Origin of the sequence: Cellulosimicrobium sp. RS (assembly GCF_046159675.1) — a bacterium.
Taxonomy (GTDB): domain Bacteria; phylum Actinomycetota; class Actinomycetes; order Actinomycetales; family Cellulomonadaceae; genus Cellulosimicrobium; species Cellulosimicrobium funkei.
Map to the genome: position 1 here is coordinate 25,724 of NZ_JBJXVU010000013.1, position 19,287 is coordinate 45,010.

Below are 19,287 nucleotides of genomic sequence, written 5' to 3' on the forward strand. Positions count from 1 at the left end.
GAACGGTGCTGGGTCCCACCGTAGTCGAGCGTGCTCAGCGACGGGCCGCGAGGCGCGTCGCCCGGGCGGTGCGCAGGCCGTCGACCGACAGCACGACGAGCGCGAGCCAGACGAGCCCGAAGCCCGCCCACCGCGTCGGCGACATGGGCTCGTGGAACACGAGCAGGCCGAACAGGAACTGCAGCGCGGGGCCCAGGTACTGCAGGAGGCCGACGACGCTCAGCGGCAGCCGCCGGGCGGCCGCGCTGAACAGCAGCAGCGGCAGGGCCGTGACGATCCCGGCGGAGGCGAGCAGCAGCGCGTGCCCGACGCCCTCGGTGCCGAACGTGCCGGCTCCCGTGGCGCCCAGCCACCCGAGGTAGACGAGCGCGACGGGCGTGAGCACCGCCGTCTCGACGGCGAGCCCCGGGAGCGCCTCGACGGTGCGGCCCACGCGGTTCTTCACCAGGCCGTAGAGGCCGAACGAGCCGGCGAGGACGAGCGCGATCCACGGCAGGCCGCCGGCACCGGTGCTGATGACGACGACGGCGGCCGCGCCGACGCCGACCGCGACCCACTGCGCGGGCCGCAGCCGCTCGCGCAGGACCGCCACGGCGAGGAGCACGGTGACGAGCGGGTTGATGAAGTACCCGAGCGCGGCGTCCAGCACGTGGCCGGAGAGGACGCCGTACACGTAGACCGTCCAGTTCGTCACGATGAGGACGGCGGCGACGGCGAGCGTCCCGAGCGTCTGGGGCGACCGGAGGGCGGCGACGAAGCCCCCGAGCTGGCGTGTCGCGGCGAGCAGCACGAGACAGAAGAGCAGGCTCCACACGACGCGGTGGGCGATGATCTCGAGCGGTGCGGCCGGCTCCAGGAGCGGGAAGTACAGGGGCATCGCGCCCCAGAGGAAGAACGCGCCGGCACCGAGCAGCAGGCCCCAGCGGTCCGTCGGGGCGGGTGCGCCGCGGTCCGTGCCCGACGGCGCGGGTGCCGAGGCGTCGGACGGTGCGGCGGGGACGGACGGGGCGTCGGGGGGCGCGGGCGTCCCGGTGCCGGGGAGGTGGTCCGGCGCGGGGGAGGGGTGGGTCACCGCACCACTGTACGGAGGGGCGCCCACACGCGGATTTCGCACCTGGTCCGCTCGGGCTGTATCGTTGGCTCGCCCGCACGGCAGGGGCTGCACCTGGTGCAGCGACCACCGGCGAGCGACAACTCCACACGGCAGGTTGCCCGAGCGGCCAAAGGGATCTGACTGTAAATCAGACGGCTCAGCCTTCGGGGGTTCGAATCCCTCACCTGCCACCGGAGCGACGGGGCGTCACCCACGGGTGGCGCCCCGTCGTCGTGCCGGTCCGGTGCGTGGGGCGTGCCCCGCGAGCGCGTCCCGGGCACGGTCCGACGGCCCGGAAACGGCGGAACGACGCCGATTTCTCTCGGCGCCATGTTCCGTGTAGAGTTTTCCGCGCTGCCCCGATAGCTCAGTCGGCAGAGCGTCTCCATGGTAAGGAGAAGGTCAAGGGTTCGATTCCCTTTCGGGGCTCTGTGGTGACGCGGGGTCGTCTTGCTGGAATACTGCAAGGCGACCTCGCGTTCAGTCACGCGGCGGGGTAGCTCAGATGGTTAGAGCGCACGACTCATAATCGTGAGGTCGCGGGTTCGATCCCCGCCTCCGCTACCACTTTCGACAACCTCGTACGGCGGCCGGCGTCGTGCGACCTGCACAGCACATGCGCCCTCCGGAGGCGCGAGAGGTGGCTCACTACCGTGGCAAGCAAGAGCGCTGACGTTCGCCCCAAGATCACGCTGGCCTGCGTGGACTGCAAGGAGCGCAACTACATCACGAAGAAGAACCGTCGCAACGACCCGGACCGCCTGGAGCTCGCGAAGTTCTGCCCGCGCTGCGGCAAGCACACCGCGCACCGCGAGACCCGCTGAGCCTCCGGCTCCGCACCCGCGACCCGCAGTGAGCGTCAACCTGGCCTACGTTGGCCGCGAGTACCCCGCCAACGCGCCGTACTCGGTGGGGCGCGAGAAGCTGCGCGAGTTCGCGGGCGCCGTCGGCGCCACCCACCCCGTGCACCACGACCTCGTGGCGGCGCGGGGTGCTGGCTATCCGGACCTCGTCGCACCTCCGACCTTCGCGGTCGTCGTCGCCCAGCGGGCGGAGGGGCAGTTCATCGAGGACCCGGAGGCGGGCATCGACTTCTCGCGCGTCGTCCACGCGGACGAGCGCTTCACGCACCACCGGCCGATCGTCGCGGGCGACGAGCTCGTGACCGTGCTGCACGTGGACTCGATCGTCGAGCGAGCCGGCCTCGCGATGGTCACCACGCGCTGCGAGATCGCGGCCCTGTCCGACGGCGGCACCGAGCCCGTCGCGACCGTCACCTCGACCCTCGCCGTCCGCGGGGAGGGCGCATGAGCACCGGCGTCACCCGTCCCGTCCTCGCCGACCTCGCCGTCGGCGACGTGATCGGCACGCGCACGGTCGAGGTCGACCGCGCCCGCCTCGTGCGGTACGCCGGTGCGAGCGGCGACTTCAACCCCATCCACTGGAACGACGCGTTCGCGGCCGAGGTCGGCCTGCCGGGCGTCATCGCGCACGGCATGTTCACCATGGGTGCCGCCGTCGCGCTGGTGGAGGACTGGGCCGGCGACCCGGGCGCGGTCGTCGACTACCAGACCCGGTTCACGCGCCCTGTGCCCGTGCCGAACCCGGGCGTCGCGACGCTCGAGGTGACGGGCACCGTCGGCGCGATCGACGCCGAGGCGGGCACCGTCCGTGTCGACCTCACGGTCATCTTCGAGGGCGCACGCGTGCTCGGCAAGACGCAGGCTGTCGTCCGCCTCTGACCTGCGGTCGCCCTGGGCGACCATGCGCTCCTGACGCCACGAGGGCGCCGCACCCGGCCGGGTGCGGCGCCCTCGTCGTCGTCCCGCGTCCCACCCGCTCCGGGCGAACCACATCTCCTGTCCGGGCATGAACCGCAGCCAGGGAGGCGGGCTGGAACCCGCGCCTGACCCGCGTGGGACCCCTTTCGCCGTGAGAGCGCTCCCACTATGGTGGGTCGCGCCACTCACGACGTCGAAGGAGACGCTCATGACCCAGCACGGCGGCCGCTCTGGACGGCCCGACCTCACCGCGCACGACCCCGGTCCCGCTCGCGGCGTCGACCGACGCACCGTCCTCGCCCTCGGTGGCGCGCTCGCGCTCGCGGGGCTGACGGCCGCCCCGGCCGCGGCGACGAGCACCGGTCCGCTGCCCGCCGCAGGCGATCTCGGGCGGGGTGCGCCCGGCGTCCCGGCGCGGGGCCGCGCGGCGTCGGTCCGGCGCGCCCACGGCTTCCTCGCCGCGGCGACCGACGCCTACCCGGAGGTGAACCCCGGCCCGCGGCTCGCGCAGTCCTACGCGGACCAGCTCGGGCTGTTCTCCACCGCGTTCGTCTACGACAACGCCCTCGCGATCCTCGCGACGCTCACCGCCGGGCGACGCCACCTCGACCGCGCGCGGGCGCTCGGCGACGGGCTCGTGTTCGCGCTCGAGCACGACCCCGACCACGACGACGGCCGGCTCCGGCAGGCGTACAACGTCGGTCCCTACACCTTCTACGACGGCACGCCGCAGGAGCACGGGCTCGTGCTCCCCGACGGGACGGCGAACGTCGGGTGGCAGTTCGGCTTCCTCGGGACGGCGGTCGGGGACATGGCCTGGCCGGGCATCGCCCTGCTGCACCTGCACGCCGTGACGCGCGAGCGACGCTACCTCGACGCCGCCCGGCGGATCGGCGAGTGGATCGTCGCGAACACGTGGTCGCAGGCGCCCCTCGGCGGGTTCTCGTTCGGCGTGGACGGCGCGAACGTCCCGATCCCCAACGGCTCGACCGAGCACAACGTCGACTGCGTCGCGTTCTTCCGCCAGCTCGGGTCCGTGACGCGCGACCGGCGCTGGAGCCGTGCGGCCGAGCACGCGCGCGCGTTCGTCGACCGCATGTGGGAGCCCGACGGCGGCTACCTCTACACCGGCACGAACGACGGCACCGAGATCAACCGGGACCCGCTCCCGCTCGACCCGCAGACGTGGGGGTGGCTCGCGCTGCGCGAGCGGCGCTACGCCCGTGCCCTGGACTGGGCGGACGACGCGCTGGCCGCGCGCGACGTCGCGGGCGAGGGGGTGTCGCAGCTCCCGGCGGGCACGGTCGTCGAGGGCGTGACGTTCTCGAGCGCGAGCCTCACGTCGACGGCCTCGTACAACGACCTGCCGGTGCACCCGCAGGGCGTGTGGCTGGAGGGGACGGCGCAGCTCGCGTCGGCGCTCGCGGACCGCGGGGCACGCGGGCGGGGGAGTCGTCACGACCGGCGGCGGGGACGCCGGGGCTGCGAGCGGGACGACGACCGGGTCCGCGCCGAGGGCCTGCTGCGCGAGGTCCAGGGCGTGCAGGAGGGCGTCGGCGCCGGTCAGACGATCGGGGGCGCGCCGCTGCCCGAGCGCGCGGGCGTCGTCGCGGCGTCGAGCCTGCTCGACTCGGGGTTCGGGTTCGGGTACTTCCAGGTCCAGCACGTCGGCGCGACGTCGTGGTACCTGCTCGCCGCGGCGCGCGCGAACCCGCTCCAGCCGGGCCGGCTGGGCTGACGCGGGCGCTCAGGTGGTGGGGGCGGCGCCCGTCGTCGTCCCCACCACGAGCTCGACGTCGAGCTCGACCGTGGTGGGCGCCTCGCCCGCGAGCTGGCGGATGACGGCCAGCCCGAGCTCGGCGCCCTTGCGCGCGAGCGGCTGGTGCACGCTCGTCAGCACGTCGGGGGCCAGCCACGGGAGGTCGAGCCCGTCGAACCCCGCGACCGAGACGTCGTCGGGCACGCGCAGCCCGAGCTCGCGCGCGGCGAGCAGCGCGCCCGCCGCGAGGAGGTCGGAGTGGGCGATGACGGCGGTCGGCCGGGTCGCGGGGTCGGCCGGCTCGGTCGTCCCGTCGGCCGCGGTGCGGCCGAGCAGGGCGAGCGTGGCGGACCGGCCGTGCTCGACGAGCGAGGCCTCGGTCTCCCAGCTCGCGACCGGCTCGACGACGTCGCGCACGCCCGCGAGGCGGTTGGCTGTCGGGGTGCGGTCCACCTGGGCGAGCCGCGCGGCGTCGAGCGGTCCGCTGCGGTCGGACGTGTCGAGGGGGAGCGAGACCTCGGCGATGCGCGTGTGCCCGAGCTCGACCAGGTGCCGCACGGCGTCCGCGGTGCCCGCGCGGTCGTGGATGAGGACGAGCGGGGCGCCCTCGACGGGGCGGCCCTCGCCGACGACGACGGGCACGCCGCGCCGCTGGAGCGCGGCGAGCGTCGCGTCGTCCGTACCGACGCCCCACACGAGCACCGCGACGTCCATGGCCGCGCTCTCGACGAGCGGGTCGACGGCGCGTGCGGGGTCGTCGGACGGGATGCCGGGGATGAGCAGCACGCCGAGGCCGTTCTCGCCCAGGGTCGAGACGAGGCCGTCGAGCACCTGGACGGCGACCGGGTCGCGGAACGCGCGGCGGAGCTGGTCGCCGACGACGACCCCGACGACGCCCGACCGGCCGGAGCGGAGCTGGCGGCCCAGCGGGTTCGGTCCGGTGTACCCGAGCTCCTTCGCGGCGTCGAGCACGCGCGCGCGGGTCTCCGGGGTGATCGGCCCGGCGCCGGAGAACGCGAGCGACGCCGTCGAGACGGAGACCCCCGCGAGCTCGGCGACCTTGGCGAGCGTGGGCCGGTGAGCCGGCGCGGCGGGCGCCGCGGGCTCCCGGTTCCCGGGGGTGTCGCTCATCACGCTCCCTGCCTCCCGCGGGCGCGGGATTCTCGATTGACGCGCGGCCAGCGTACCCGCACACTGGTGACCATGCCTCGAATCGATTCGAAGCGCACTCTCGTCCGTCGGATCGAATCGATTCGAGGAGGTGCTGCGCAGTTCCCGTCCGGCCCCGGGTCCGACGCCCGCGCCCTGGCCAGGGCCCGCTGGGTGCTCCTCGGGGTGTTCGCGCTCAACGGCGTCATGATGTCGAGCTGGCTCGCGCGCCTCCCCTCCGTGCGCGACGCACTCGGCCTCGGCCCCGCAGACCTGGGCGTCGTGCTCCTCGCGGGCGCCGTCGGGGCGCTCCTCACGGTCACCGCGGCCGGACCCTTCGTCACGCGGTTCGGCGGCCGGGTCGCGTTCGCCGTCTCGGCGGGCCTGTTCGGCGTCGCGTTCCTCCTGCTCGGGCTCGGTCCCGCCACCGGGTCGGTCGCGCTCCTCGCCGCGGGCATCTTCGTCAACGGCATGGCGTTCTCGCTCGGCAACGTGCCGATGAACGTGGAGAGCGCGGGCATCGAGCGGCGCGTCGGGCGCACGATCCTGCCCCAGTTCCACGCCGCGTTCTCCGTCGGCGCCGTCGTCGGCTCGCTGGTCGGCGCGGCGTGCGCGCACGCCGAGGTGCCCGTCGTCGTGCAGTTCGTCGCGACCGGGGTCGTGGCCACCGTGTGGCGGCTCGCCGCGATCCCCGCCACGGTCCACGACACCCTCCCGACGCGGACCCCCGCGCCCGGCACAGCGGCGCCGGCCCCGGTCGACGCGCTCGGCGACGCCGTCGTCGACGTCGAGACGGCGGGCCTGCGCGCGCGCCTCGCCCGGCGCGGTGCCCGGCTCGGCGCCGCGCTGTCGGCATGGCGCGAGCCGCGCACGCTGCTCATCGGGCTCGTCATCCTCTCGGCCGCGCTCTCCGAGGGCTCCGCCAACGACTGGCTGTCCCTCGCCGTCGTGGACGGGTTCGCCCAGACCGAGGCCGTCGGCGCGGTCGTCTTCGGCACGTTCGTCGCCGCCATGACCGTGATGCGCCTCGCGGGCACGCGCCTCATCGACCGGTTCGGCCGCGTCACCGTGCTCCGCGCGTCGGGCGTGGCGTCGATCGCCGGTCTCGTGCTGTTCGGGTTCGCGCCGACGCTCCCGCTCGCGGCCGTCGGGGTCGTCCTGTGGGGCTTCGGCGCCGCGCTCGCGGTGCCCGTCGGGATCGCCGCGGCGTCCGACGAGCCCCTGCGGGCCGCGAGCCGTGTCTCGGTCGTGTCGGCGTTCTCCTCGATGGCGTCGCTCGCCGCCCCGCCGCTCCTCGGTCTCGCCGCCGAGGCGATGGGCGCGCGCCACGCGCTCGTCCTCATCGTCGCCGCGATGGTCCTCAGCGTCCTCCTCGCGCGCCAGGTCGCACCCCTGGGCACCGCCGCCGCCCGTGCGGCGCGCCCGGCGTGCGGCACCGACGACGCCGCACCCGTCGCGGTGCAGGATGGTCCGGTGGACGTCCTGACCCCCGGCGCGCACGCCCCGGACGCCGTGGGCGGCCCCGCCCTGGCCGACGGCGCCCGTCGTCGCCGCCCGTGGCGCAGCGTCCGCGCGGGGTCCTCCGCCACCGCCCACCGGGCCGCGTCCCGCCGCCCCCGCACCCGCCCGTCGCACCGCCGCGAGGAGACCTCCGCGTGACCACCGCCCGCCCCGACCGCCGCGTCGTCGCCCTCGCCACCTGGTCCGTCTTCGCGGTCTTCTTCCTCAACGGGTTCAACTTCGCGACGTGGGCCTCCCGCCTGCCCGCGGTGCGGGACTCGCTCGGCTTCACCGAGGCGCAGATGGGCCTCCTGCTGCTCTTCATGGCGGTCGGGTCGCTGCTCGCGCTGCCGCTGTCCGGGATGGTCGTCCAGCGGCTCGGTGCCTCGAAGGCCGTGACGGTCTTCGCCGTGACCAACGTCGTCGGTCTCGTCACCGCGGTCACGGGCGTCGCGACGGGGGAGGACGTCGTCGTGCGCGTCGGTCTGTTCCTCGCCGGGATCGGCACCGGCGTGTGGGACGCCGCGATGAACCTCGAGGGCGCCGCCGTCGAGCAGCGGCTCGGCAAGGCGATCATGCCGCGCTTCCACGCCGGGTTCTCGTTCGGCACCATGGCCGGCGCCGGCGTCGGTGCGCTCATGGCCGCGCTCCACGTGCCGGTCCAGGCGCACCTCACGGCCGCCGTCGTGCTGAGCCTCGTCGGCGTCCTGTGGTCCGTGCGGTTCTTCCTCCCCGCGGGCCAGGTGGACCACGCGGTCGCCGACGCCGTCGAGGACGCCGCCGGCGCCGACCCCGCCGCCGCGGCCGGGAGCGGGGCGTCGCACGGGACGGGCAAGGACGCGCGCGGGGCCCTCAGCGCGTGGACCGAGCCGCGCACCCTCCTCATCGGCCTCGTCGTCCTCGCGGCCGCGCTCACCGAGGGCGCCGCGAACGACTGGGTGAGCCTCGCCGTCGTCGACGGGTTCGGCACGTCCGACGCCATGGGCGCCGTCGGCCTCGCCGTGTTCCTCACCGCCATGACCGGGATGCGCCTGCTCGGGACGGGCCTGCTCGACCGCTACGGCCGCGTCGCCGTCCTGCGCCTGGGCGCCGCGCTCGCGCTGCTCGGCCTGCTCGTGTTCACGCTGTCCCCGAACCTCTGGGTCGCGCTCGTCGGCGTCGTCGCGTGGGGCATGGGTGCGGCGCTCGGGTTCCCCGTGGGGATGAGCGCCGCGTCCGACGACCCGGCGCGCGCCGCCGTGCGCGTGAGCGTCGTCGCGACGATCGGGTACTCCGCGTTCTTCATGGGGCCGCCGCTCATCGGCTTCCTCGCCGAGCACGTCGGCTACCGCGGGGCGCTCCTCGTGATCGCCGTGCCCGTCGTCGTCGGCCTGCTCGTCGTCGGCGCGACGCGACCGCTCCCCACGGCCGCCGGTGCCGCGGGCCAGCAGGCCGCCCAGGGCGCGGACCGCGCGGGGCGCGCCGACTGACGGGGAACCCGAACTACGCTGGACGGGTGACCTGCGAACCTGCCGCCCCCGTGGACCGTGACCTGCCCGAGATCGTCGGGACCGCCCCGGGGCTGCGTCCCGAGGCCGTCGGGACGCCGTCGCTCGCCGAGCTGACGACGCTGCGCGTGGGCGGGCCGGCGGACCGGTACGTCGAGGCGCACAGCGAGGCGGAGCTGCTGGAGATCGTCCGGGCCGCCGACGAGGCGGGGGAGCCGCTCCTCGTGATCGGGGGAGGCTCGAACCTGCTCGTGGGCGACGAGGGTTTCGGCGGCGTCGTCGTGCGCGACCTGCGGCGCGGGATCACCGTCGACGCGGAAGACTCGTGCGGGGGCGCGAGCTTCCACGCCCCGGCGGGCCAGGACTGGGACGAGCTCGTGGCGCGCGCGGTCGCGGAGGAGTGGGTCGGGGTCGAGGCGCTGTCGGGCATCCCGGGCACCGTGGGCGCGGCGCCGGTCCAGAACATCGGCGCGTACGGGCAGGACGTCGCGGGCGTGGTCTCGACCGTGCGGGTCTGGGACCGCGCGCGCTCGCGGGTGCGCACGCTCGCCCTGGGCGAGCTCGCGTTCGGCTACCGGACGTCGCTGCTCAAGCGCAGCATGCACGTGGACGCCGGCGCCGGGTCCGACGACGACGGCCCCTGGTACCCGTCGCCCCGCTACGTCGTGCTCGACGTGGGCTTCCAGGCGCGGCTCGGGTCGTTGTCGGCGCCGGTCGCGTACCCCGAGCTGGCACGCACGCTCGGCGTCCAGGTCGGGGACCGCGCGCCGAGCGCGGACGTGCGCGCCGCGGTGCTCGCTCTGCGCGCGCGCAAGGGCATGCTGCTCGACGGCGTCGGCCCCGACGTCGACCCCGCGGCGGGGCCCGACCACGACCGTTGGAGCGCCGGGTCGTTCTTCACGAACCCCGTCGTCCCGGCCGAGCAGGCGGACCTGCTCCCGGCCGAGGCCCCGCGGTACCCGGTCCGCACGGCGACGCCGACCCGGACGACCGGCCCGAGCCTCGGCGAGATCGACCCGACGCTCGTGAAGACGTCGGCCGCGTGGCTCATCGAGCACGCGGGCTTCACCAAGGGGTTCGGCGTGCAGGGCCCGTCGAGCCTCGCGCGGCTGTCGACGAAGCACACGCTCGCGCTGACGAACCGCGGCGGGGCGAGCGCGGAGGACGTCGTCGAGCTCGCGCGCGCGGTGCGCGACGGCGTCGTCGAGGCGTTCGGCGTCGAGCTCGTGCCGGAGCCGGTGCTCGTCGGCGTCGCGCTCTGACGCGCCCGACGCGCGGGGCTCAGTAGACGAGGACCGTGGTGCCGGGGTCGGCGCGCCAGGTGTCCCAGAGCCAGTTCATCGCCGAGTTCGCGACGCGGACGCACCCGTGCGACGCGGGCCACGGCGGGATCGACCCCGAGCCGTGCACCGCGATCCCTCCGGTGAAGAACTTGGGGCGCCACATGTCGCCGAGCTCGAGGCTGGACGAGTGGTTCCCGTCGACCTGCCGGCCCACCTGGAACGTGCCGCGCGGCGTGCTCGCGCGGTAGGTGCGCCCCTTCGCCTCGTACGACTCGCCGTTCCCGGACGACGCGTTGACCACCGTGACGACGCGACCGTCCTCGACGGCGAGCAGGAGCTGACGGTCGAGGTCGATCTCGACGACCTTGCCCGACCCGCTGCGCGGCTGCGGCGTGACACCCTCGTCGAGCGCGGCCTGGGTCGCCGGCCCGACGACGCCGTCGCGCGAGAGGCCCGCCGCCTTCTGCAGGGCCCACACGGCCTGCTGGGTGCCGCCGCCGAAGTCGCCGTCGGGCGCGCCGATGAAGTAGCCGAGGTCGGCGAGGCGCTGCTGGAGGGCGACCACCCGCTCGCCGGTCGCCCCGCGCGCGAGCTCGACCGGCTCGGGCGGGGCCTCGGGCGTCGGCTCCGGCGTGGGCTCGGCGGCGGGCGGCGGCGTGCTGGGCTCAGGCGTCTCGGTGGGCGTCGGCTCGGGCTCGGGCGTCTCGGTGGGGGTGGGCTCCGGGGCCGTGGTGGGCGCGGACGGGCTCGGGCTCGTCGGCTCCGGCGAGGCCGGGCTCTCGGAGGCCGACGGCGTCCGCCCGGGCTCCATGTCCGGCAGGCCCGCCTGGCAGCCCGCGAGAGCCAGCGCGGCGGCGAGCGCAGGCACGACGGCGCGCGCGACCGCCCGCCGGACGGGCCCGTGGCGGCGCGGTGCCGCCGTCGGTCGCGCGCCGGGCGCGGGTGCGGTCACGGTCGAGCGGACGGTTCCCTGCTCCACCTGGTCCCCCTTCGTCTGCCGCGGCGTCGCCGCGATGGTCCATCATGCGCCGTCCGCCGCGCCCGGTCGGACGACGGCGCCGGTTCTCGGCGGATCGTGACCCGGTCGTGACGCACGGTCTGTGCCGGTGGTCCGTGCCGGTGGTCCGTGCCGGTCGGTGCCGGTGGTCAGTGCGGCGCGCCCCGGTCCGGGCGGTGCGCGTCGAGCAGCGCGCCGCGCAGGACGTCGACGATCGCGTCGTCCGACAGCCCGGCCTCGCGGCCGGTGCGCACGAGCTCGTGCGCGGCGTGGCGCGCGGCGACGTCCGTGGGGGAGACGCCGTCGGCCACGACGGTCCCGGCCCGGCGACGCGTCGTGACGACCCCGGCCGCCTCGAGCTCCCGGTAGGCGCGGGCCACCGTCCCGGGGGCGAGACCGAGGTCCGTCGCGAGCGCGCGGATCGTGGGGAGGCGGTCCCCGACGCGCAGCCGCCCGGCCGCGACGTGCGCGACGACCTGGCTCCGGATCTGCTCGTACGGGGCGAGGCCGGTGCGCAGGTCGATCTCGACGCGCAGCTCACCCATCGCGACGCCCGTGCCCCGCGGACGCCGGGGCGGCGACCTCCGCGTCGGGGTCGGGCGCGGGACGCACGCCGACGGCGACCGCCACGAGGGCGATCACGACGGCGACGACCACGAGCACGACCGCCCCGGGGTAGCCCGCCCGGGCGGCGGCGTTCGCACCGTAGGCGAGCGTGCCGGCCGCGGTGAGCCCGAGCGCGAGCTGGGTGCCGCGCAGGACGCGGTGCGCGGACGCGCGGCGCAGCGCGAGGTCCCACCCGGGCTCGACGCGCGGGACGGCGGGGCGGCGCGCGACCAGCCGGAGCACGCCCTCCGCGCCGGCCACGAGCAGCACCCCGCCGGCGGCGAGCCACGCGCCGTAGAACCACCCGGGGTAGGGGCCGGCTGTGGACGTGACGTCGCCCAGCACGCGCGTCACGGACCGCCCGTCCGCCCCGGCGGTGAGGCCGCCGACGACGGTGAGCACGAGCACGAGGGCACCGAGGGCCCAGGTGAGGCGGCGCAGGCCGCGCGGCGCGACGTCGGACACCGTGCGCGGGCGCAGCGTGGCCGCCCGGACCGCCGTGCGCTGGCGCGGCCAGGTGCGCTCGCCGACGGCGTGCGCCCCGAGGAACGCCAGGCCGACGAGCGCGGGGGAGAGCCCCACGAGCACGCCCTCCGCGAGGCCGCCGACGGCGGTCGCCACGGCCTGCACGAGGACGGCGCCCACGAGCGCGGCGGCGGTCGCCGCGGCGACGCTGACGGTCGTCGCGTGCCGTCGGGCGGCGCGCCGCACCGGGTCGCCGTCCGCGAGCCCGTGCAGGGCGGGTGCCGGCTCGCGCGTCAGCGCGCGCACGGCGAGCACGACGAGGGCGCCGACGCCCGCGAGCGCGGCGAGGGCGACGACGCTCCACAGCAGGTCGTACGCGGCGGGGAAGAACAGATCGACCCCGTCCGGCTCCTCGGAGACACTTTGTATCAACACATCGATACATTCCCACGGACCCGCCCGCGGGTCAAGGGTGGCCGGGCGGCCTGGTGCAGACTCGATGAGAGGACTCTCATCGCGCTCTCACCCCCGTTCCACGCGCGCACGGTGCCCTGGGCGCATGACGATCGCCCCCGCCGTCCCCGACCAGCGCGCCTGGCTCGACCTGCTCACCGGTCCCGACGCGGGCGGCCTCCTCGACGCGGCGCTCGGGGCCGACGGCGCCGCGCTCGGCACGTGGCGCGTGCACCAGGTGCACGCGCGCCCCGGCGCGGAGGTCACCGTCGGGTACGACGTCGTCGCGCGCCGCACGCTCCCGGCGCGGCCCGGCGGGGCGGTGGCGACCGTCGACGCGACCGCGTACCTGCTCGCCACGACGGCGCCCCTGCCGCCCGACGCCGTCGGGCCGGGCGTCGCGCGCCTGGAGGACGGGCCGCGCGTCGTGCACGTGTGGCGGCACCCGGCCGACCCGGCGCTGCCAGCGCTCGCCGCGGCGTGCGACGCACCCGGGCTCACGCGCCGCCTGGACGACGCGGGCGTGCTCGCCCCGGGCGAGTCCGTCGAGTCCGTGGCGATGGTCGCCTACCGGCCGCTGCGGCGCGCGGTGCTCCGCGTCCGGACGCCCTCCCGCACGCTCTACGTCAAGGTCGTCCGGCCCGGCCGGGCGCGCGCGCTCGCGCGCCGCCACGACCTCCTCCAGGACGGGGCCGTGCGCGCCCCGCGGTGCCTCGCCCGGGACGACGACGGCCTCGTGGTCCTCGAGGAGGCGCGCGGCCCGTCGCTCGCGCAGCACCTCGCGGCGTCGGGGCCGGCCGCGCAGCCCGACGCGATCGACCCGCGCGAGCTGCTCCGTGCGCTCGACGCGCTGCCGGAGCGCGCGACGACGCTGCGCCGTCGACCCGCGTGGGCGGAGCGCGTGGAGCACTACGCGACGTCGGCGCTCGCGGTCCACGGGCTCGACGCCGGGCGGGTGCGGCGCGTGGCGCGCGCGGTCGGGGACGCGGTCGCGACGCGCGACCCGGGCCCCGTCGTCGCGACGCACGGCGACTTCTACGAGGCGAACGTCCTGCTCGCCGCGGGCGCGGACGCCGTCGACGTCCCGGGGGCGACGGCCCGGCCGCGCGTGGCCGCGCTGCTCGACGTGGACACGCTCGGGCCGGGCCACCGCGTGGACGACCTCGCGTGCCTGGTCGGGCACCTCGCCGTCCTGCCCGCGCTCGCGCCGACCGTGTACGGGGGCGTGGGCGGGCTCGTCGAGCGGTGCCTCGCGGTGTTCGGGACCGCCGTCGACCCGGCGGGCCTGCGCGCCCGGGCCGCGGGCGTCGTGCTGTCCCTCGTGCCGGGCGCGGGCTCGCGCGAGCTCGCGGAGGCCTGGCTCGCGGTCGCCGACGGGCTGCTGCCGGTTCCTGAGAGCACTCTCATGACGACCTCCTCGGCCTCTCACGCGTGAGCGGGAGGCTCGAGACCTGCACGGCCGAGGGGTCGTGCGCACCATCGGACGAAGGAGAAGCACCATGAAGGCACGCAGCGCATGGATCGTCACCGGGGCGCTCGGCGCGGTCGGTCTCGGGGCCACGATGGCCGCCGCCCAGGGCGCGCTCGACGCCCCCGACGAGGCGGTCGTCTCCCCGTCGGTCGAGGTGACGACGTCCGACGCCGCGACGGCCGCGACGGCCGGGGCGACCGCGTCGGCCACCCCGAGCCCGACGGACGTCCAGAACGGGACGTCGATCACGACGGTCACCGCGGGCTCCGCGAACACGTCCGCGTCGCCCACGACGGCGGCCTCCGCCGTGACGAGCCAGACGGCGAACACCGCGAGCACCGCCCCGACGGCCGACACCGCGGGCACCGCGCAGACGGCGAGCACGCCGGCCAGCCCGGTGACCCCGCCGTCGCCGCAGTCCGCGACCTGACCGGGCCCGGGCCTCGCCGCCCGCGCCCGCACGACGCCCGCCCCGGCCTCCGGGGCGGGCGTCGTCGTCGGTTCAGGAGCGCCGTGGCGCGTCCGCGAGGCGGTAGCCCATCCCGCGCACGGTGACGAAGTGCTCCGCGCCGAGCTTGTTGCGCAGGTACCGCACGTACACGTCGACGACGTTGGAGCCGGGGTCGAAGTCGTACCCCCACACGCGCGACAGGAGCTGCTCGCGGCTGAGGACCTGCCCGGGGTTGCGCAGGAACGCCTCGGCGAGCGCGAACTCGCGCGCGGAGAGGTCGACCTCGCGGTCCGACGTCCGGGCCCGCCGCGTGCGCAGGTCCAGGCTCAGCGCGCCGTGCGTGAGCACCGTGACCTCGCCCGCGGGCTCGCTGCGCAGTCGGAGCCGGATGCGCGCGAGGAGCTCCTCGAAGCGGAACGGCTTGGCCATGTAGTCGTCGGCGCCGCCCTCGAGCCCGGCGACGGTGTCCGTGACGGACGTGCGCGCCGTGAGGATGATGACGGGGATCGCGTTCCCGGTCTCCCGCAGCCGGCGCAGCACGGTGAAGCCGTCCTGGTCCGGCAGGCCGAGGTCGAGCACGAGGAGCGCGAAGTCGCCGCTGCTCGCGAGGTCGAACGCCTCGCGGCCCGTCGCGACCGTGGTGCTCGCGTAGCCCGCGGCGCGCAGCCCCTTGGCCACGAACGACGCGATGCGGGTCTCGTCCTCGGCGACGAGGATCTGGCTCACCGGGTGGTCCTTCCGTCGGGGTCGGTGTCGTTCTCGGTGCTGCTCTGGGTGCCGTTGTCGGTGCCGGTCCGGGTGCGGGTCTCGGAGCCCGACCCGGGGTCGTTCGGCCGCGCGTCCGGCGTGTCCGGCGGCAGCTCGGGGGTCGCGGCGGACGGCGCCGTGGGTGCGGTCGGCGCGGTGGCCCCGTACGGGGCCGCGGCGTCGCCGGCCGGCCCGGCGGCCTGCCCGGGGACCGGCACGAGCGGCAGGTCGAGCGTGAACGTCGACCCGACGCCGGGCGTCGAGGCGACGTGGACGCGGCCGCCGTGGCCGTCGGCGATCGCGGCGACGATCGCGAGCCCCAGCCCGGCGCCCTCGGGGTGCGCCGCGCCGGGCGTGGTGGCCTGCGCGAACCGCTCGAAGATCCGTTCCTGCTGCTCGGGGGCGATCCCGACGCCTTCGTCGCGGACCCAGACGCGCACGCGCGCGCCGTCGTCGGACACGGCCGAGCCGAGCGCGACGGCCGACCCGGGCGCCGAGAACTTCACCGCGTTGGCCGCGAGCTGGAGGAGCGCCTGCGTGAGGCGCTGCGCGTCGGCCCGCACCGCGACGTCCGCGCGCGCGTCGACGAGCCACCGCCGGTCGCCGAGCGTGCGGACCTTGTCGTGGACGTCGTCGAGCAGCCGTCCGAGGTCCGTGTCGAGGGGGCGCACGAAGTCCGGGCGCCCGGCGGTCGCGAGCGTCACGAGGTCGTCCACGAGGCGGTTCATGCGGTCGAGCTCGTCGAGCGCGAGGTCGCGCGTCTCGGTCGCGTCGGTCGCGTCGTGCGGGTCCATGAGCTCGAGGTGACCCCGCACCACGGTGAGGGGCGTGCGCAGCTCGTGCCCGACGTCGTCGATGAGCCGGCGCTGCGAGTCGAACGCGCCCTCGAGCCGGTCGAGCATGCCGTTCACGGTGCGGGACAGGTCGGAGAGGTCGTCGTTGCCGGTGACCGGGATCCGTGCGGAGAGGTCGGTCTCGCCGATGCGCTGCGCGGTGCGCGAGAGCGTGCGGATCGGGAGCAGGAGCCGGCCGGCCACGACCCAGCCGACGACGCCGATGAGCACGAGCGCGCCGAGCGCGACGACGGCGTACGTGCGGAAGACCTGGGCGAACTCGGCGTGCTCCGCCGAGCGGTCGTAGGCGAGGACGAGCGCCGCGGGCGGCCCGGCGCCGTCCGCCCCGGTCGCGCGCACGGGTGCGACGAGCGCGCGGTAGTCCGCGGTCGCCGTCCCGACCGAGCGCAGCACCACGTGGTCGCCCGCCACGAGCGGCGACAGCGCGGTGACGAGCTCGGCGTCCGCCTCGAGGCGCAGGCGCACGTCCTGCTGCGACACGAGCGGCGTGCGACCCTCGCGCAGCCCGAGCACGCCCTCGTTCTGGGCGGGCACGGTGAGCTGGATCGACGCGACGACGACGTCCTCGGCGGACCGGAACGGCTCGCCCGTCACGGGGTTCACGCCGGAGCCCGCGATCCGCCGCAGCTCGTTCGCGCTCCGCACGAGGCTCTCGTCGATGCGTGCGTCGAGCTGTCCGCGCTGCAGGAACCACGCCGCGCCGCCCGCGAGGAGGAGCGCGAGGGCGGACAGGCCGAGGAACGCCGCGAGCATCCGGGTGCGGACCGTGAGTCCCGCGCCGCGCGCCCGGCGCCTCACCCGTCGCCCCGGTCGGGGCCGTCGCGGTCGTCGTCCTGGTCGTCGGTCGCGTCGTCGTCGGGGTCGTCACCCGAGTCGTCGTCCCGGTCGTCGTCGCTCGACGGCGGGGCGGGCGTGACGCGGTCGTCGTCCGGGTCGTCACCGTCACCGTCACCGTCGCCGTCGTCGTCGGTCGGGCTGGGCGTGGGGGCCGGGGTCGTCGGGGTCGCGGCCGGGGGAGCGGGCGTCACGACGACGGCCACGCCGACGGCGCGGTCCTGCGGCCGCGCGGCGAGCGCGCCCGCCGCGGCGGCGCCGGCGAGGACGAGCACGAGCGCCCCCACGAGCCACGCGACGGTCCGGCGAGTCATGGACCCAGTATCGGAGAGCCGGATGAGACGCACATGAGAGTCCGCGCGACGAGCCGGGAGGACGTGTGTATCTTGATGTCAAGATTATTGACGTCTAGATACTGCGACCGGACGGAGCCGTCATGCCACGCGACTGGGACCCTGCCCTCTACCTCCGCCACGCCGACGAGCGCACGCGCCCGATGGCCGACCTCGTGGCACGCGTCCCCGTCGACGCGCGCACGGTCGTCGACCTCGGGTCCGGCCCCGGCCACCTGACCCCGCTCCTGCACGCACGCTGGCCCGACGCCGCGATCACCGGGATCGACGCGTCGCCGGCCATGGTGGCCACCGCCCGGCGCGACGCGTCCGCCGCCTGGGTGCGGTACGAGCTCGCGGACGTGCGCTCGTGGGCGCCGCCCGCGCCCGCCGACGTCGTCGTGAGCAACGCGACGCTCCAGTGGGTGCCCGGCCACCTCGACCTGCTTCCCCGGCTCGCCGACCACGTCGCCCCGGACGGCGCGCTCGCGTTCTCCGTCCCCGGCAACCACGACGCGCCGAGCCACCGGCTCCTGCGCGAGCTCGCCGCCCGACCCCCGTACGCGACGCACGCCGCGGGCGTCGAGCGCCCCGCGGCGCACGACCCCGAGGTCTACCTGGACGCGCTGACCACGCTCGGCTGGGCCGTCGACGCCTGGGAGACGACGTACCTCCACGTGCTCCACGGCCCGGACCCCGTGCTGCGCTGGGTCTCCGCGACGGGCGCCCGTCCGGTGCTCCAGGCCCTCCCCGACGACCTGCGCGACGCGTTCGTCGTGCAGTACGCCGCCGCGCTGCGGGACGCGTACCCGGAGCGCGGCGCAGGCACGCTCCTGCCGTTCCGTCGCGTCTTCGTCGTCGCGACGCGCGCGTGACCCCACGCGGCGGTCCGCCGATCTCCGGCGGCCCGCGCGCACGCGGGCGTCAGCCCGCCGCGAGCCAGTCGTCCACGCCCGCGAGCAGCCGTCGCTTGGTGCCCGACGACGCCCGGCTCGCTCGGATCGACGACCGCGCGAGGTCGGCGAGCTCCGCGTCGGAGAACCCGTGCTCGCGCCGCGCCGTCTCGTACTGCCCGACGAGCCGGGACCCGAACAGCAGCGGGTCGTCCGCGCCGAGCGCGACCTGCGCGCCCGCGTCGACGAGCGCGCCGAGCGGGACCTGCCCCGCCTCCTCGTAGACGCCGAGCGAGACGTTCGACGCCGGGCACACCTCGAGCGCGATCCCCCGGTCCACCACGTCGTCGAGGACGCGCCGGTCCTCCGCCGACCGCACCCCGTGGCCCAGGCGGTCCGGGACCAGCTCGCGCACGACCTCGTGCACGTGGCCGGGGCCCAAGAGCTCGCCGCCGTGGGGCACCGACGCGAGCCCCGCCCGTCGCGCGATCGCGAACGCGCGCGCGAACTCGGCCGTGTCCCCGCGCCGCTCGTCGTTGCTCAGACCGAACCCCACGACCTCGCCCGCGCCCTCGCCCGCGTACTGCGCCGCGAGCCGCGCGAGGGTCCGCGCGTCGAGCGGGTGCCGCGTGCGCGACGCCGCGACGACCACCGCGACCTCCGTCCCCGTCGCGGCGCTCGCGGACCGGGCGGCGTCGAGCACGATCTCCACGGCCGGGGTGATGCCCCCGACGAACGGCGCGTAGGACGTCGGGTCCACCTGGATCTCGAGTCGCCCCGACCCCTCCGCGGCGTCGTCCTGCGCCGCCTCGAGCACGATGCGCCGCATGTCGGCCTCGGACCGCACGCACGCGCGCGCCGCGTCGTACAGGCGCTGGAACCGGAACCAGCCGCGCTCGGTGGGCGGCAGGCGCAGCGGGTCGCCGTCGACGAGCGCGTGGGGGAGCCGCACGCCGTACTGCGTGGCGAGGTCGCGCAACGTGTCGGGCCGCATGGACCCCGTGAAGTGCAGGTGCAGGTGGGCCTTCGGGAGCGTCGCCAGGTCTCGCACAGCGGGAGTCTGTCACGAGCGCCCGGCGCCCGCCGTCGGGCGCGGGACGACTGCGGCGCAGGTCCCGCCGCAGGTCGGGGT

At 76.4% G+C, this 19,287-nt stretch carries 19 protein-coding genes and 3 tRNA genes; 13 read left to right on the top strand and 9 right to left on the bottom strand.

Annotated elements, in window-relative coordinates; all coding sequences use genetic code 11:
• Nucleotides 1-34 precede the first annotated feature (34 nt).
• Nucleotides 35-1,072, bottom strand: a complete 1,038-nt coding sequence (rarD, locus tag ACI769_RS17795; RefSeq protein ID WP_085388416.1) for an EamA family transporter RarD — start codon at nt 1,070-1,072, stop codon at nt 35-37.
• A 130-nt stretch (nt 1,073-1,202) separates the two neighbouring features.
• On the opposite strand from rarD, the gene ACI769_RS17800 reads away from it, so the two are divergent.
• From ACI769_RS17800 to ACI769_RS17830, 7 genes are all read left to right on the top strand, one after another.
• Nucleotides 1,203-1,284, top strand: a tRNA-Tyr gene (locus tag ACI769_RS17800).
• A 165-nt stretch (nt 1,285-1,449) separates the two neighbouring features.
• Nucleotides 1,450-1,522 (top strand) — tRNA-Thr (locus ACI769_RS17805).
• A 61-nt stretch (nt 1,523-1,583) separates the two neighbouring features.
• Nucleotides 1,584-1,660: transfer RNA gene (locus ACI769_RS17810), tRNA-Met, on the top strand.
• 86 nt (nt 1,661-1,746) lie between these two features.
• On the top strand, nt 1,747-1,917 hold the full coding sequence (rpmG, locus tag ACI769_RS17815; RefSeq protein ID WP_021482899.1) for a 50S ribosomal protein L33: 171 nt from the start codon (nt 1,747-1,749) through the stop codon (nt 1,915-1,917).
• A 28-nt stretch (nt 1,918-1,945) separates the two neighbouring features.
• Nucleotides 1,946-2,404, top strand: a complete 459-nt coding sequence (locus ACI769_RS17820) for a MaoC family dehydratase N-terminal domain-containing protein (protein ID WP_409142045.1) — start codon at nt 1,946-1,948, stop codon at nt 2,402-2,404.
• Entirely contained in the window at nt 2,401-2,835 is a 435-nt protein-coding gene (locus tag ACI769_RS17825) for a MaoC family dehydratase (RefSeq protein WP_085388414.1), read from the top strand. Before ACI769_RS17820 ends, ACI769_RS17825 begins: the two co-directional genes overlap by 4 nt.
• 247 nt (nt 2,836-3,082) lie before the next feature.
• Entirely contained in the window at nt 3,083-4,612 is a 1,530-nt protein-coding gene (locus ACI769_RS17830; protein WP_085388413.1) for a Tat pathway signal sequence domain protein, read from the top strand.
• Between the two features lie 9 nt (nt 4,613-4,621).
• On the opposite strand, the gene ACI769_RS17835 is transcribed toward ACI769_RS17830, so the two are convergent.
• A complete protein-coding gene (locus ACI769_RS17835; protein WP_085388412.1) occupies nt 4,622-5,764 on the bottom strand; it encodes a LacI family DNA-binding transcriptional regulator in 1,143 nt (380 codons plus the stop codon).
• 72 nt (nt 5,765-5,836) lie between these two features.
• Between ACI769_RS17835 and ACI769_RS17840 the strand changes: the two genes are divergently transcribed.
• The 3 genes from ACI769_RS17840 to ACI769_RS17850 all read left to right on the top strand — a co-directional run bounded on the left by ACI769_RS17840 (nt 5,837) and on the right by ACI769_RS17850 (nt 10,031).
• Nucleotides 5,837-7,441 (top strand): MFS transporter, encoded by a 1,605-nt coding sequence (locus ACI769_RS17840; RefSeq protein WP_085388411.1) that lies wholly within the window; start codon nt 5,837-5,839, stop codon nt 7,439-7,441.
• A complete protein-coding gene (locus tag ACI769_RS17845) occupies nt 7,438-8,751 on the top strand; it encodes an MFS transporter (protein ID WP_085388844.1) in 1,314 nt (437 codons plus the stop codon). Before ACI769_RS17840 ends, ACI769_RS17845 begins: the two co-directional genes overlap by 4 nt.
• 62 nt (nt 8,752-8,813) lie before the next feature.
• Nucleotides 8,814-10,031 (top strand): UDP-N-acetylmuramate dehydrogenase, encoded by a 1,218-nt coding sequence (locus tag ACI769_RS17850; RefSeq protein WP_085388843.1) that lies wholly within the window; start codon nt 8,814-8,816, stop codon nt 10,029-10,031.
• A 19-nt stretch (nt 10,032-10,050) separates the two neighbouring features.
• Here ACI769_RS17850 and ACI769_RS17855 read toward each other — a convergent pair whose 3' ends face one another.
• From ACI769_RS17855 to ACI769_RS17865, 3 genes are all read right to left on the bottom strand, one after another.
• Entirely contained in the window at nt 10,051-11,031 is a 981-nt protein-coding gene (locus ACI769_RS17855) for a L,D-transpeptidase family protein (RefSeq protein WP_232322612.1), read from the bottom strand.
• 167 nt (nt 11,032-11,198) lie between these two features.
• On the bottom strand, nt 11,199-11,594 hold the full coding sequence (locus ACI769_RS17860; RefSeq protein ID WP_085388410.1) for a GntR family transcriptional regulator: 396 nt from the start codon (nt 11,592-11,594) through the stop codon (nt 11,199-11,201).
• A complete protein-coding gene (locus ACI769_RS17865; RefSeq protein ID WP_409142046.1) occupies nt 11,587-12,555 on the bottom strand; it encodes a hypothetical protein in 969 nt (322 codons plus the stop codon). Before ACI769_RS17865 ends, ACI769_RS17860 begins: the two co-directional genes overlap by 8 nt.
• Nucleotides 12,556-12,679: 124 nt before the next feature.
• Between ACI769_RS17865 and ACI769_RS17870 the strand changes: the two genes are divergently transcribed.
• Together ACI769_RS17870 and ACI769_RS17875 are read left to right on the top strand one after the other, a co-directional pair.
• On the top strand, nt 12,680-14,008 hold the full coding sequence (locus tag ACI769_RS17870; RefSeq protein WP_085388408.1) for a hypothetical protein: 1,329 nt from the start codon (nt 12,680-12,682) through the stop codon (nt 14,006-14,008).
• Between the two features lie 64 nt (nt 14,009-14,072).
• Nucleotides 14,073-14,474: a hypothetical protein gene (locus ACI769_RS17875; protein WP_409142047.1), complete on the top strand. Its 402-nt coding sequence runs from the start codon at nt 14,073-14,075 to the stop codon at nt 14,472-14,474.
• Nucleotides 14,475-14,546: 72 nt separating this feature from the next.
• On the opposite strand, the gene ACI769_RS17880 is transcribed toward ACI769_RS17875, so the two are convergent.
• From ACI769_RS17880 to ACI769_RS17890, 3 genes are read right to left on the bottom strand one after another with little or no spacing between them, the layout of a single operon-like run.
• Nucleotides 14,547-15,221, bottom strand: a complete 675-nt coding sequence (locus ACI769_RS17880; RefSeq protein ID WP_034654727.1) for a response regulator transcription factor — start codon at nt 15,219-15,221, stop codon at nt 14,547-14,549.
• Entirely contained in the window at nt 15,218-16,849 is a 1,632-nt protein-coding gene (locus ACI769_RS17885; protein ID WP_409142048.1) for a sensor histidine kinase, read from the bottom strand. Before ACI769_RS17885 ends, ACI769_RS17880 begins: the two co-directional genes overlap by 4 nt.
• 41 nt (nt 16,850-16,890) lie before the next feature.
• On the bottom strand, nt 16,891-17,244 hold the full coding sequence (locus ACI769_RS17890; protein ID WP_409142049.1) for a hypothetical protein: 354 nt from the start codon (nt 17,242-17,244) through the stop codon (nt 16,891-16,893).
• 122 nt (nt 17,245-17,366) lie between these two features.
• On the opposite strand from ACI769_RS17890, the gene ACI769_RS17895 reads away from it, so the two are divergent.
• Nucleotides 17,367-18,137 carry a methyltransferase domain-containing protein gene (locus ACI769_RS17895; RefSeq protein ID WP_144722352.1) on the top strand — a complete coding sequence of 257 codons (771 nt, stop codon included), beginning with the start codon at nt 17,367-17,369 and terminating at the stop codon, nt 18,135-18,137.
• Nucleotides 18,138-18,186: 49 nt separating this feature from the next.
• Here ACI769_RS17895 and ACI769_RS17900 read toward each other — a convergent pair whose 3' ends face one another.
• Entirely contained in the window at nt 18,187-19,206 is a 1,020-nt protein-coding gene (locus ACI769_RS17900) for an adenosine deaminase (RefSeq protein WP_034654722.1), read from the bottom strand.
• Nucleotides 19,207-19,287: the final 81 nt, after the last annotated feature.